Raw genomic sequence first — 13,243 nt, forward strand, 5'->3', positions numbered from 1 at the left:
CAATTTTTCTGCAAAAATAGGCCACGGTTGTTACATTTACATTTCAATTCCGTTACAATACTCATACGGTGCGTCCAGCGGACAATGGCTGGAATGTATGGCTTCCTCCAAGGCATTCAGGATGACGCGCTCACTGCTCCGTACCCAATACCGGAATTCAACATTCGGCCGATACTTCCGTTCAAAGTCGAGCAACTTCTGCAAGTCGAACGAATCGGCTACGATTCCTGCCCCCGTACAAGCCGCATCATAGGCATTACAGTCCTGCTCGATATGGGCCGGCACCATCAGCAAAGGTTTGCCCAAATACATGGCTTCGCACACAGATTCGAATCCAGCCGTCGTTGCATAGGCCCGGCAACCGGTCATATAGCGCAGAAACTTCACATCGTCTATCTGATGGAAGGTCAGCGTATCATCCATCCTGCAAGTATCATCCTCGTCGGGCTTGTCCCAAAAGAAATGCAACGGCACCCGTGGATGACGGCGATGCCACCCCAACACATCCTCGGCAAAACCGGCATTGAGCAGATAGCCGTGCAAATAATCGCCCTTCCGGCTTTCACTGGTCAAAACTTCCAGCCTCAGCAAGGGCGGAACAACCCGAATACGAGAAACCGGAACATCGGACATCGGACGGAAAGACAAAGCCAATCGCTGACAAGCTCCGATGCAGGTCAGCCGGGTAAAGAAACGAAGCAGGAAGAGAGACATCCTGCTCTTGTGTGGGAAACGGAAACCGGGATGCAGAAAAAGATACTGATGGCCAATACAGACCTGAGGCACCGCAGGATGCAGGAACAAATAGGTCAGTCCTGTCAGGAGTTCATAGAAATTGATGACCAGGTCGGCACCGGTTTCCCGAATGCGGCGACGGATGTAACACATGCTGCGGACGTAGGCTGGCAAGTGCATCAGGTTATAAGCCACGCTGCGCACAAGACTCACCCGACGGTTGGCCGGAGTCGGCAGGAAGTTGGGACTCAAGAATCGCTTCACGGGTGCCTGGATGCTACGGTTGAAAAATCCGGGCAGACGGCGTGACTTGCTTTGCCCGACCAGCACTTCGACCACATCGTAACCGTTGCGACGCAGCATACTCTCCAGTGTAATGGCTTGGGTGAGATGTCCCCGCCCTTCGCCTTGAATGACAAACAGTACTTTCATAGGACTTGCAATGATTATATAAGGTGTATTTCACAATGATTCAAAAACCAACCGCACCTGCATCACGCAGATGCGGGACTTCAAGAGAATATATGAATTTACGTAAGAAATGTTTTCTGATACAGGCGTCAGACATATTCTTCGACCATAAACATATCGCTGACAAAATCGTCTACAATACGTTCCAGATTCTCGCAAGCTTCATCGGGTGTTTCACCATAAGCGCTGCACAACAAATTGTCCATATAATAGGCAAAATATCCACCTCCGGCAGCAGCTTCTACCGTGTAATCGTTCGGATTCAATTTCATAATCAGTTCCTCCTTTTTTATTTGGCATTGCAAAAATGACCATTACATGTTGCAAGGATATTGAGGCGGCATTACAAATTTGCTAAGAAAAACAGAAGACGAGGCAAAAGACGCAGGCTGCGAGACGCTCTCCGGCTCTTCTACATTTTCCGGCCGAAAGTCCGTCGTTTCCCAAAGTAATTGTGTACTTTTGCAACACTTAATCACTACTGTCCAATAAAAGTTGGCTAATCGGTCTTTGAAATTATTGAAATACAGTCTTTTAAGTAGTATTTCTGAATGAAACGGATTTGAATTTGTAGTTTAGCGGTCAAATTGAAGACCGCTTATGAACCAAGATAAATACGTATTCGCTCAACTTACCGCTTTTCTGAACAGAACACAGTTCAACAACTTCGTTCGCAAGTATGATGGTAATCGCTACGTGAAGCAATTCACTTGCTGGAATCAGTTACTTGCTATGATGTTCGGACAACTGAGCAATCGTGAGAGCCTTCGCGACCTAATTGTAGCTTTTGAAGCGCATCGTTCCAAGCAATATCATCTTGGCTTGGGACGCAATCCAATAGCCAAAGCCACCCTCGCTTATGCTAATCAGAATCGTGACTACAGAATCTTTGAAGACTTCGCATTCTATATGATGAAGGAAGCTTGCGAAAAGCGAGCAACCAATATCTTGGAAATTCCAGGAAATAAGTATGCTTTTGATTCAACAACTATTCCGTTGTGTCTAGCCACATTTCCATGGGCGAAGTTCCGAAGAAAGAAAGGAGGTGTCAAAGCTCATGTCTTATATGACATTGAAGCACAAGTTCCTGCCTTCTATACTGTAACCGCAGCATCGAAACATGACTCTACGGCGATGTACTCAATCCATTATGAACCAAATGCTTATTATATATTCGACAGGGCTTATGATTCTTTTAAGGAATTATATCGGATTCACCTGACAGGTTCCTTTTTCGTTGTCAGAGCTAAGACGAACTTGAAATGTACAACGGTTAAATGGAAGCGCAGGATGCCTAAGTATGTACTGACCGATGCTGAAGTGAAACTGACCGGATATCTCTCAGAGAAGAAATATCCCGAGTTATTCCTACTCATTCGTTACTACGATGAAGAGGATGACCGTGAGTTTACTTTCCTAACGAATGCAACACATGTCTCTGCATTGGATATTGCCAATCTCTATAAGAAAAGGTGGTTGGTCGAGCTCTTTTTCAAATGGCTAAAGCAACACCTTAAAATAAAGAGGTTCTGGGGTACAACAGAAAACGCTGTCCGCATTCAAATCAGTGTGGCGATCATTACTTACTGTCTCGTAGCTATAGTTCAACACGATATGCAATTGAAACGCTCAATTTACGAAGTTTTGCAGATTCTAAGTATCTCTCTAACGGACAAAACCCACTTACGTGACCTGTTCGATAAGACTAATTTCAATGATGTCAAAGAACTCGATTGTCCCCTTTTTGAAGGACTATTTGATTAAATTTTTAACTCGTCCATTTTTATTGGACACTAATGACACTTAATATAAATAAAGGAGTTTTCGTCATGAAGAAACTGATAAAGGGAGCCCGCTTCACTCCCAAAAACTATTCTGATGAAGTGGAAGAGAAAATCCAACAATACAAACGGGAAGGCGTCCGCCTGCCGCAACGCCACCTGCTCCGCACGGAAGAGCAGCTGGCCGGCATCCGCGAAAGTGCCAAAATCAACACCGCCCTGCTCGACTATATTTCTGAAAATATCCGCGAAGGCATGTCTACGGCTGAGATAGACCACATGGTCTACTGCTTCACTACCGACCACGATGCCATCCCTGCCCCCTTCCTCTACGAAGGCTATCCGAAAAGCGTATGCACCAGTATCAACGACGTCGTTTGCCACGGCATTCCCAGCACCAAAGAATTTCTGAAAAGCGGCGACATCGTCAACGTCGATGTGTCGACCATCTACAAGGGGTATTTCTCCGATGCCTCACGCATGTTTCTGATCGGTGAAGTGAGTCCCGAAATGAAACGTCTTGTGGAAGTGACCCGCGAATGCCGCGACATCGGCGTACGCATGGCACAGCCCTGGACGCGCTTGGGAGACATCGGCGCCGCCATCCAGGAACATGCCGAGAAGAACGGCTACAGTGTGGTGCGCGACCTGTGTGGACACGGATGTGGCATCAAGTTCCACGAAGAGCCTGACGTAGAACACTTCGGCAAGAAAGGGACGGGCATGATGATTGTGCCGGGCATGACCTTCACCATCGAGCCAATGATCAACATGGGCAGTTATGAGGTCTTCATCGACGAGGCCGACGGGTGGACCGTCTGCACCGACGACGGCCTGCCATCGGCCCAATGGGAAAGCATGGTGCTGATTACTGAGAACGGGAACGAAGTGCTGACCGAATAAGCCCCGCCTCAGCTATGGATATACTGACACTCGTCGCAGGACTGGTTGCGGGAGGTACCATCGGCTGGCTGGCCGCCGGCCGAAAAACAGCCGCCGTCAAAGCACAGCTCGAAGCAGCCCGCCAACGTGAAGACCTGCTGAACCATACCGCCGAAGAACGGATTACCCGTGAGAAGGCCGTTGCCGACGAACGGCTGAAAGCCGCCGGGCAACAAGCCGAGGAACGCTTCGCCGAACAAGAAAGGCACTTCAACGAACGACTGGCCGAGCAACGGCAACAGTTGGAAAAACGGCTGGCCGAGCAGCGCGAAGAGGCCGAAGCCCTGCACCGCCGCATGAATGCCGAGTTCGAAGCCCTGTCCAACCGCATCTTCCAAAGCAAGGCCGACGACTTCAAACGGCTCAACGCCGAACACATCGGCAACCTGCTCCGCCCGCTGGGCGAAAACCTCAAAGACTTCCGTGAAAAGGTGGAACAGATATATAGCACGGAAGCCAAGGAACGCTTCTCGCTAAGCGAACGCATCAAAGACCTTGTGGAGCTGAACAACCGCCTGAGCGAGGAAGCCAATAACCTGACCCGTGCCCTGAAAGGCGACTCGAAGATGCAGGGCAACTGGGGGGAAGCCATTCTGGAACGCCTGCTTCAGGCATCGGGACTCATCGAAGGCGAGCATTACTTCCGTCAAGAGTTCCTGCGAGACGAACGGGGCGAAGTGCTGACCAACGAAGAAAGCGGCCAGCGCATGCAGCCCGACATCATCGTCCGCTATCCCGACGACCGCGAAATGATCATAGACTCCAAAGTATCACTTTCGGCCTACGCCGCCTATACCGCTGCCGAGGACAAGGAGGAACAAGCACGCTGCCTGAAGGCACACCTGCAATCCGTCCGGGCCCATATCGACGAGCTGAGCCGCAAGGACTATTCGCGCTACGATGTCAAGGCGCCGGACTTCGTCATGATGTTCATCCCTACCGAGGGAGCCTACCTGCTGGCCATACAGAGTGACGCCAACCTGTGGGAATATGCCTACAACAAGAAAGTCGTGCTGATGAGCCCTACCAACCTCATTAGTGCCCTGCGCCTGTCGCTCGATCTGTGGAAACGCGAGAACCAGGTGAAGAACGTGCAGGCCATCATCAAGCGGGGCACGTCGCTCTACGAGAAGATTGCCGGCTTTACCGACACATTCCTCACGCTGGGCGACCGCCTGGGCAGCCTCCAGAAGGACTACGACAAAGCACTGAACCAGCTCTCCGACGGAGCGGGCAGCGTTGTCCGCCAGGCCGAACAGCTGCGCGGCATGAGCCTGACACCCAAGAAACGCATCTCGCCCCGCCTCCTGCCGGCCGAAGAAGAGCAGGAAACGACGGACGGGACATCCGAAACAGATCAAACAATAAAAAAAGAATAAGACAATGAAGACATTGAAAGACCGCATCCTCCGCGACGGACGCTGCTTCCCCGGAGGAATCCTGAAAGTGGACAACTTCATCAACCATCAGATGGACCCCATCCTAATGAAGAGCATCGGCGTGGAATTCGTACGCCGCTTCGCATCGACCCAAATCAACAAAGTCATCACGGTAGAGGCCAGCGGCATTGCTCCGGCCATCATGGTGGGCTATCTGCTCGAACTGCCCGTCGTCTTCGCCAAGAAGAAGAAACCCAGCACAATGGAGAATATGCTGGCCACCTCGGTCTTCTCCTTCACCAAGCAGCGCACGTATGATGTCTGTGTCAGCCGCGATTTCCTCTGCCCGGGCGACAAGGTGCTGTTCATCGACGACTTCCTGGCCAACGGAAATGCAGCCAAAGGTATCATCGAACTGGTGAAACAAGCCGGCGCCGAACTGGTCGGCATGGGATTCATCATCGAAAAGGCCTTCCAGCACGGAGGCGATGAACTGCGTGCGGCAGGCATCCACGTAGAGAGCCTGGCCATCATCGAAAGTTTGGACAACTGCGAAATCAAAATCAGATAAACCTAAAAAGAGGTTTGACACATGGAAGAACAAGCCCACACGACACCCAAAAACGGACTCATCTATGGCCTGAACGACCGACCGCCTTTCCGCGAAGCCTTTTTCGCCGCCCTGCAACATCTGCTGGCCATCTTCGTGGCCATCATTACACCACCGCTCATCATTTCGGGCGCCCTGAAACTCGATACCGAAACGACGGGCTATCTGGTTTCCATGGCCCTCATTGCCTCGGGCATCGCCACCTTCGTGCAATGCCGCCGCTTCGGCTTCATCGGTACGGGGCTGCTTTGCATACAAGGTACCAGCTTCTCGTTCATCGGTCCCATCATCGCTGCGGGTACCACGGGCGGACTGGCACTGATCTTCGGATCGTGCATGGCGGCCGCTTCGGTAGAAATGATTATCAGCCGTCTGCTGAAATATACGCGCAAGATTATCACCCCGCTCGTGTCGGGCATCGTAGTGACCCTCATCGGCATGAGCCTCATCAAGGTGGGCATCACGGCTTGCGGTGGCGGTGCGGCAGCCCAAGCCGACGGGACATTCGGCAGCCTGCGCTACGTGGGGCTGGCAGCCCTGGTACTGGTACTTATCCTGATCTTCAACCGCAGCAGCAACCGGTATCTGCGCATGAGTTCCATCGTCATCGGCCTGGCTACGGGCTATGTCGTGGCGTGGCTGATGGGCATGATTGACTTCGGTTCGGTACAGAGTTTCGGTGGTGTCACCGTTCCCCACCCCTTCCGCTTCGGACTGGACATCAGCCTGTCTGCTGTACTGGCTCTGGCACTGATTTTTGTCATCACAGCCATCGAGGCGTACGGCGACATCACGGCCAACTCCATGATTTCGGGCGAACCGGTAGAGGGCGAAGTCTTCATCCGACGGGCGTCGGGAGGTATCTTTGCCGACGGTTTCAACTCCATGATTTCGGGCATGCTCTGCGCTTTCCCAAATTCGGTGTTCGCACAAAACAACGGCATGATACAGCTGACAGGCGTAGCCAGCCGCTACGTGGGCTACTACATAGCAGGCATGCTGGTCGTGCTGGGACTGTTCCCGGCCGTGGGACTGGTATTCTCGCTGATGCCCGAACCGGTACTGGGCGGCGCCACGCTGCTGATGTTCGGCACGGTGGCAGCAGCAGGTATCCGCATCATTGCCGCGCAGGAGATGAACCGCAAAGCCACACTGGTCATTGCCGTCAGCTTCTCGCTGGGGCTGAGTGTCGAACTGGTGCCCGACATTCTGTGCCAACTGCCCGAAACGCTGCACAACATCTTCGCATCGGGCATCACCACGGGCGGCCTGACCGCCATCGTGGCGAATGCGCTGATACGAATCAAGGAATGAAATCGGATATGAGGTTTCAGGTATGAGGTTTCCGGTAAAAAGAAGAAAACTTCATACCGCCTCATACCTGATACCTCATAGCCCAAGACTAATACTTAAATCCCTTCCTCAACTCTTCCTTCACATCCTGCACCACCCCCATCGGGATGTTCCCTTCCACCTTCAGCGAGATGGTCATATCGGACTTGCCGGAACGGAAGGAATTCATTTCTTTCCGAAGTTCGTCCAAGGAGAAATTCTTCAGCGTTTTGCTTTGGCCGGAAGCCAGCAGCGTCACTTCCAGCGGCAGCTTCTCCGTAGCGTCCACCACTATTTTCTTGTATTGCTTCGGCTCCGCAAACGTGACGAGGATGGGAAACGCCTTGTCCAAAGCAGCTTCATCCGCCGTGCCCAGCTCGGCAGCGACCTCCCGGCGAAGCTGCTGATAGACTTCCTTCACCGTACGCAGATAGAGGCGCATGGCTTCGGTAGTCGTTCCGCGGTCGTAGCGTATCTGCAAATCGGAGCGGAACGGCTGTCCCGACTGTTTTGCCTGTTGATAATCTTTCCACAAGGCATCGGCCAGATGCTTGCGGATAAAGTCGACACAATCAGTCTTTGCCCCTTGCTGGTCTATCATAATCTGATTTCTCATGTTAACAAAGAGCGTGTGTGCCACCTCTCCCAGGGCAGGCACCACGGTACCTCCGCCTTCTCTGAACTTCCGCGCGAAATACTGCTCCAACAGTTCGCGTTCATCCTGCCGGACAGTGTCCTGCAAGGGTTCGCAGACTTGCGGCTTCACCACCTGTTCCACCGCGTTCTTCACTTCGGGCCGGGCAAACGCATAGAGCGTCCCCGACACCACTGGCACTAAGAGCAACAGCTTCAGTCGTGCCAGTCGGTTGGTTCTTTTCTTTAACATCATGTTAATACGTTGTTTTAGCTTGCTGTGTCCAAATCCGCTGGCCATAGAGTAGAGCCTTGTGCCGACGGATTTCTTCACGAGCAAAAGTTGATATTGAGTGGCATCGATGCCATGAGAAAGTACGCCGCGGTCTGCCTCGAACTCGTGCACCTCGCGCAGTTCGCGCATCAGCAGCCAGGCGGCAGGGTTGAACCAGTGGAGCACAATCAGCAGTTCCATCCACAGCAGGTCGGCCGTGTGGCAGTAGTGCAGGTGCATCCGCTCGTGCAGCAGCACCGTTTCGCGGTTCTGCTCATAGTCTTCCTGCGAGAGGACGACGATCCGCCCCCAACTGAAGGATTGCTGTCCACGCGGACCGATGACCAGCCGACAGCCGCCACACTCCCTGACGGGACAACGGCGCACCAACTGCCGCATCCGCCTGTGCGAGAGCAGAAAGGAGCCCAGCGTCAGCACCGCCCCACCTGCATAGAGCGCCGCCAGCAGATGCACCCAGCCGAACGACGTTTCCGAACGGAGTGTCATTGCTTCCCCTCCGATTCCGTCAGAGACCTTCAAGACTGTCTCAGTCTCCGATAACGGCCCACTTACCGAGGTTTCCTCCACAAAGGGTTCCGTCAGTACAGCTTCCACTGCCGCCACGGGCCGTTGCCACAGACTGTCTTGCTGTACGTCCACTTGTACCAAAGGAAGCAGCAGGCAGCCAGCCGTACCGCCCAACAGCAGAAAGCGGTTGGTGCGAAACAGCGTGTCGCCTCGGAAGCACAGCCGGAAGAGCAGATAGAGTACCACCAGGCAAAGCGTAGACTTGAACAGATAGAACAGAAAGGCACCCATATCCCTGTCAGGCTTTGCGTTTGTTTTCAATCCGCGCAATCAGCTCCTTCAGCTCGTCGAGCGGCATGCCCTCCTCTTCGACAAAGGCGGAGACAACGTTGGCAAAGGAATTGTCGTAGTAATGGGCCACGACCTCGTTCAGCGCCGAACGCTTGTAGTCCTTCGCCGACACCAACGGATAATACTGATAGGTATTGCCGTAAGCCTTGTAGCCCACGAATCCCTTCTCTTCCAGCCCGCGCACCAGCGTGGACACGGTATTGTAGTGCGGCTTCGGTTCTTCATAGAAAGCCAGCAACTCGCGGACAAACATGGGGCCATGCTCCCAAAACATCCGCATGATTTCTTCTTCTTTTACGGTCAGTCGTTTCATAATCATTTCGCTTTATCGGCATTGTCTGCTGCAAATATAGTGATTATTTCCATACAAACAACTGTTTACATTAGTTATTCAACTAATACAAGTAGTAGATTAACTAAAGTTAGCAGTAGAAACAACGGAAACGGTTTGTCAGATTGACACTTTGACGACCGAAATGCGCGAGAATCGCTTGTTTCAAACCAAAGACACGGCCGATGGAAAAGAATGAAGAGCGAACAATCTTATCCGCTAATCCACAACACGATAGCAAAATCTTTACATTTGAAATAGAAGAAAAAACGGGGAAAAAGCCCGTGAAACAACCGGCAAACGACCCCATCAGGCAAAAAATGTACTAAAAGGAAACAAAACATAGGCAGGAAAACGGCAAAACATACACGTTTCAGAAGAAAAACATCCGATGTCTGAGGGGAAAAAGTAGCATGTGAAGGGCCAGGAAAAGCATTGTTTTCCACCTGAAAGCCGCCTTTCGTCCTTGTTTTCTTCCTGTTTCGACCCAAACGAGCAACAGGACAAGATACGAAAAATGCGGAAACGGCATCTTTTCGATACCATTTCCGCATAGACTCCTATCAATTTGTCCGTTCGACCGGAAGCCGCCACAAAGCTGCTTTACTGCAGTTCCAGCGTCACGATGGACTTTGCCGGAAGCGTCAGGCGGAGGATACCTTTCTCAATCTTGGCATCCTTGAACGGCACGGGGCGTACGCGGTCGGGCTCCTCGAACGAATTGTAATCGGTGATGGCGGCGGAGGTCAGCACCTCGCCCACGGCTTTCCGGGCCGTAATGCCGGACAGGCGGACGGTGACTTCCTGCGCCTCGTTCAGGTCGACATTGGAAAGCGAGAGGTGGACACGGCCTTTCTTATCGCGCGAAGCGGTGGCACTGAGCAGGGGCAAGCGCCGGCCGTCACGCACGTCGACGGTAGTGCAGCTCAGTTCCAGGGGCAGGTACGTGGCATCCTGATGCACGCGGTACATCTTGAAGACGTAGTACGTGGGCGTCAGCACCATCCGGTCGTCCTTCGTCAGAATCATGGACTGGAGGACATTGACTATCTGGGCGATATTGGCCATCTTCAGGCGGTCGGTATATTTATGGAAAATGTCGAGCGAAAGGGAAGCCACGAAGGCATCGCGCAGGGAGTTCTGCTGATAGAGGTGGCCGGAAACGGTACCCGGCTCCTCGTCCCACCATGTGCCCCATTCGTCCAAAATCAGCGCAATCTGCTTCTTGGGGTCGTAACGGTCCATGATGGCACAATGCTTCTTGATGACATCTTCCACCTCGCGACACTTGCCCAGCGTCCAGTAATAGTCCTCGTCGGTAAACTTCGTGGCCGAGCCCTTGCTGCCGCTCCAGCCTGCCACCGTGTAGTAATGCAGCGAAAGTCCCTGCATGCGTCCGCCCACGCGGTCCATGAGGACGTCGGTCCAGTTGTAGTCGTAGTCGCTGGCACCGCTGGCTATCTTGAACAGGCGGTTGCCGTCATAGTTGCGGCAGTAGGTGGAGTAACGGCGGTACAGGTCGGCGTAATATTCGGGACGCATGCTGCCGCCGCATCCCCAGCTCTCGTTGCCCACGCCGAGGTATTTCACCTTCCAGGCCTTGTCGCGTCCGTTCTGGCGACGCAGGCGGGCCATGGGTGAGTCGCCTTCGGAGGTCATATATTCCACCCATTTGGCCAGTTCTTCCACCGTACCGCTGCCCACGTTGCCGCTGATGTAGGGCTCGCAACTCAGCATCTCGCAGAGGTTCAGGAACTCATGCGTGCCGAAGCTGTTGTCTTCGATGGTACCGCCCCAGTTGTTGTTCACCATCTTGGGCCGCTGTTCCCTGGGACCGATGCCGTCCCGCCAGTGGTATTCATCGGCAAAGCATCCGCCAGGCCAGCGCAAGACGGGCACATGCAGTTCCTTCAAGGCGTTGAACACATCGGTGCGGTAGCCTTGAATGTTGGGAATTGAAGAATCTTCGCCTACCCACAGGCCGCCGTAAATGCAGGTGCCCAGGTGCTCGGCAAACTGGCCGTAGATTTCTTTTGGGATGATTTGAGTGCCGCGGTCGGCCTCGATGGTAAGAATCGCGCTGCGTTGTGCGGAAAGTGAAAGCGAAGCGGTTAGCAGCAGACCGCCGATCAACAGTTTGTTTGTCATGGGGTTCATAAAGGTTTGAATGTGGATATAATATGGAAGAAACGGACGGTGTCCCGTCATCTCGCATCAAGTGCGTGATGACGGGCATCGTCCATCGCAATTCTTTTACTTTTTGCAGGCTACCGCCTTTTCCTCGACAGGCAGGCAGGCCTTGTAGGTCTTGATGTAGGCGTTGAAGCCGGCCACATCCTCGGGCATTGGCGCCACTTCGACACCGGCATATCCGGCAAACACCTGCGTGTCCAGAAAGTCGGGCAGTGACTGGCCTTGGGCGTTGTTCACCAGGTAAGAGCCCAGCAGGGCGATACCCCAGGCTCCACCCTCGCCTGCCGTTTCCATAACGGAGATGGGCGAGTTGATGGCTGCCGCCAGTATACGCTGGCCCACACCTTTGGTCTTGAACAGACCGCCGTGGCCCGTGATGCGGTCCACCCGGATTTTCTCGTCGTTGAACAGGATGTCGTTACCTATCTTCAGTACGGCTACGGAAGCATAAAGATGGGCACGCATCAGGTTGGCCAAGCTGAACTTGTCCGTAGCCGAACGCACAAACAAGGGACGCCCCTCGGCCAGTCCGGTAACGGGTTCGCCGGAGAAGTAGTTGTAGGCCATCAGACCGCCACAATCGGCATCACCATCGAGCGCATGGTTGTAGAGCTTGCCGTAGATGTCGTTCATGTCGACGGGCAATCCCATCAGTTCCTGGTATTCCTTGAAGAGGCCCACCCAAGCATTGAGGTCGGAAGTACAGTTGTTGCAGTGTACCATTGCGACAGGGCTGCCATCGGGAGTAGTCACGATGTCAATAGCCTCGTAGGGACGTGAGAGTTCTTTCTCCAGCACAATCATGGAGAACGACGAAGTACCGGCCGACACGTTGCCCGTACGCTGCTTCACAGCGTTGGTGGCCACCATGCCCGTACCGGCATCACCTTCGGGCGGACAGAGTGGGATACCTGCCTTCAACCGGCCTGTGGGGTCGAGCTTGCGGGCACCTTCGGCTGTCAGGCGTCCGGCATCTTCGCCGGCCATCAGGACGCGGGGCAGGATGTCTTTCAGCTTCCAGCCGTAGCCCGGAGCTATCAGCTGCTCAAACTTCTCCACCATCGGAGCAGAATAGTTCTTCGTTTCGGGGTCGATGGGAAGCATGCCGGATGCATCACCAATGCCCAGCACGCGTTCGCCCGTCAACTGCCAATGCACGTACCCGGCCAGCGTTGTCAAGTAGTCGATGGAAGGTACATGCTCCTCACCGTTCAGGATAGCCTGATAGAGGTGCGAAATGCTCCAGCGAAGGGGAATGTTGTAGACAAAGAGTTCGGAAAGCTTGGCTGCAGCAGGGCCGGTATTGGTATTGCGCCACGTGCGGAAGGGCACGAGGATATTTTGCTGCTTGCCGAAAGCCATGTAACCGTGCATCATGGCGCTGACGCCGATGGCAGCCAGGGTTTCGATCTGGACACCGTATTGTTTCTGCACGTCGACACACAGGTCGGCATAGCAATCCTGCAGGCCGCTCCAGATGGCATCCAGACTATACGTCCAAAGGCCGTCGACAAGCTGGTTTTCCCAGGTATGGCTACCCTGCGCGATGGGCTTGTTCTCCCCGTCGATGAGGACTGCCTTGATGCGGGTAGAGCCGAACTCAATGCCCAGCACGGCACGACCGGCTTCTATGGTTGATTTGGGATCAGATTTCATAGGAATGGTATTGTGATAAGGTGAAAC

The 13,243-nt window shown here is 53.5% G+C and carries 12 protein-coding genes; 6 read left to right on the plus strand and 6 right to left on the minus strand.

Annotated features, from left to right (window positions below; translation table 11 throughout):
• Positions 1-36: 36 nt before the first annotated feature.
• A complete protein-coding gene (locus BQ7483_RS06045) occupies positions 37-1,167 on the minus strand; it encodes a glycosyltransferase family protein (RefSeq protein ID WP_072545228.1) in 1,131 nt (376 codons plus the stop codon).
• A gap of 128 nt (positions 1,168-1,295) precedes the next feature.
• Positions 1,296-1,478 (minus strand): hypothetical protein, encoded by a 183-nt coding sequence (locus tag BQ7483_RS06050; protein ID WP_022019515.1) that lies wholly within the window; start codon positions 1,476-1,478, stop codon positions 1,296-1,298.
• Between the two features lie 328 nt (positions 1,479-1,806).
• Between BQ7483_RS06050 and BQ7483_RS06055 the strand changes: the two genes are divergently transcribed.
• The 5 genes from BQ7483_RS06055 (at position 1,807) to BQ7483_RS06075 (ending at position 7,232) form a co-directional block, all read left to right on the plus strand.
• A complete protein-coding gene (locus tag BQ7483_RS06055; protein ID WP_072545229.1) occupies positions 1,807-2,970 on the plus strand; it encodes an IS4 family transposase in 1,164 nt (387 codons plus the stop codon).
• 65 nt (positions 2,971-3,035) lie between these two features.
• Positions 3,036-3,890 (plus strand): type I methionyl aminopeptidase, encoded by an 855-nt coding sequence (map, locus tag BQ7483_RS06060; RefSeq protein ID WP_072545230.1) that lies wholly within the window; start codon positions 3,036-3,038, stop codon positions 3,888-3,890.
• Positions 3,891-3,904: 14 nt separating this feature from the next.
• On the plus strand, positions 3,905-5,308 hold the full coding sequence (gene rmuC / locus BQ7483_RS06065; protein WP_072545231.1) for a DNA recombination protein RmuC: 1,404 nt from the start codon (positions 3,905-3,907) through the stop codon (positions 5,306-5,308).
• A 4-nt stretch (positions 5,309-5,312) separates the two neighbouring features.
• Positions 5,313-5,879 (plus strand): xanthine phosphoribosyltransferase, encoded by a 567-nt coding sequence (xpt, locus tag BQ7483_RS06070; protein ID WP_021847664.1) that lies wholly within the window; start codon positions 5,313-5,315, stop codon positions 5,877-5,879.
• Positions 5,880-5,900: 21 nt separating this feature from the next.
• The gene (locus BQ7483_RS06075) at positions 5,901-7,232 is read left to right on the plus strand and encodes a nucleobase:cation symporter-2 family protein (protein WP_072545232.1); all 1,332 of its coding nucleotides are present in this window, start codon (positions 5,901-5,903) and stop codon (positions 7,230-7,232) included.
• 88 nt (positions 7,233-7,320) lie between these two features.
• On the opposite strand, the gene BQ7483_RS06080 is transcribed toward BQ7483_RS06075, so the two are convergent.
• On the minus strand, positions 7,321-8,976 hold the full coding sequence (locus tag BQ7483_RS06080; protein WP_072545233.1) for a M56 family metallopeptidase: 1,656 nt from the start codon (positions 8,974-8,976) through the stop codon (positions 7,321-7,323).
• A gap of 7 nt (positions 8,977-8,983) precedes the next feature.
• Positions 8,984-9,349: a BlaI/MecI/CopY family transcriptional regulator gene (locus BQ7483_RS06085; RefSeq protein ID WP_022020815.1), complete on the minus strand. Its 366-nt coding sequence runs from the start codon at positions 9,347-9,349 to the stop codon at positions 8,984-8,986.
• Between the two features lie 203 nt (positions 9,350-9,552).
• Here BQ7483_RS06085 and BQ7483_RS17715 point away from each other — a divergent pair, with 203 nt between their 5' ends.
• A complete protein-coding gene (locus BQ7483_RS17715) occupies positions 9,553-9,696 on the plus strand; it encodes a hypothetical protein (protein WP_154673569.1) in 144 nt (47 codons plus the stop codon).
• A 274-nt stretch (positions 9,697-9,970) separates the two neighbouring features.
• On the opposite strand, the gene BQ7483_RS06090 is transcribed toward BQ7483_RS17715, so the two are convergent.
• Positions 9,971-11,515, minus strand: a complete 1,545-nt coding sequence (locus tag BQ7483_RS06090; RefSeq protein ID WP_072545455.1) for an alpha-N-arabinofuranosidase — start codon at positions 11,513-11,515, stop codon at positions 9,971-9,973.
• A 105-nt stretch (positions 11,516-11,620) separates the two neighbouring features.
• Positions 11,621-13,216 carry a xylulokinase gene (locus BQ7483_RS06095; protein ID WP_072545234.1) on the minus strand — a complete coding sequence of 532 codons (1,596 nt, stop codon included), beginning with the start codon at positions 13,214-13,216 and terminating at the stop codon, positions 11,621-11,623.
• Positions 13,217-13,243: the final 27 nt, after the last annotated feature.

It is taken from the genome of Mediterranea massiliensis (genome assembly GCF_900128475.1).
In the GTDB taxonomy this organism is placed as follows: domain Bacteria; phylum Bacteroidota; class Bacteroidia; order Bacteroidales; family Bacteroidaceae; genus Bacteroides; species Bacteroides massiliensis_E.

What these genes read in the sequence shown, in the direction of transcription:
- BQ7483_RS06055 (WP_072545229.1), top strand. Translation starts at nt 1,807, where the DNA reads ATGAACCAAGATAAATACGTATTCGCTCAACTTACCGCTTTTCTGAAC.
- BQ7483_RS06080 (WP_072545233.1), bottom strand. Translation starts at nt 8,976, where the DNA reads ATGGGTGCCTTTCTGTTCTATCTGTTCAAGTCTACGCTTTGCCTGGTG.
- map (WP_072545230.1), top strand. Translation starts at nt 3,036, where the DNA reads ATGAAGAAACTGATAAAGGGAGCCCGCTTCACTCCCAAAAACTATTCT.
- BQ7483_RS06045 (WP_072545228.1), bottom strand. Translation starts at nt 1,167, where the DNA reads ATGAAAGTACTGTTTGTCATTCAAGGCGAAGGGCGGGGACATCTCACC.
- BQ7483_RS17715 (WP_154673569.1), top strand. Translation starts at nt 9,553, where the DNA reads ATGGAAAAGAATGAAGAGCGAACAATCTTATCCGCTAATCCACAACAC.
- xpt (WP_021847664.1), top strand. Translation starts at nt 5,313, where the DNA reads ATGAAGACATTGAAAGACCGCATCCTCCGCGACGGACGCTGCTTCCCC.
- BQ7483_RS06075 (WP_072545232.1), top strand. Translation starts at nt 5,901, where the DNA reads ATGGAAGAACAAGCCCACACGACACCCAAAAACGGACTCATCTATGGC.
- BQ7483_RS06090 (WP_072545455.1), bottom strand. Translation starts at nt 11,515, where the DNA reads ATGACAAACAAACTGTTGATCGGCGGTCTGCTGCTAACCGCTTCGCTT.
- BQ7483_RS06085 (WP_022020815.1), bottom strand. Translation starts at nt 9,349, where the DNA reads ATGAAACGACTGACCGTAAAAGAAGAAGAAATCATGCGGATGTTTTGG.
- BQ7483_RS06095 (WP_072545234.1), bottom strand. Translation starts at nt 13,216, where the DNA reads ATGAAATCTGATCCCAAATCAACCATAGAAGCCGGTCGTGCCGTGCTG.
- BQ7483_RS06050 (WP_022019515.1), bottom strand. Translation starts at nt 1,478, where the DNA reads ATGAAATTGAATCCGAACGATTACACGGTAGAAGCTGCTGCCGGAGGT.
- rmuC (WP_072545231.1), top strand. Translation starts at nt 3,905, where the DNA reads ATGGATATACTGACACTCGTCGCAGGACTGGTTGCGGGAGGTACCATC.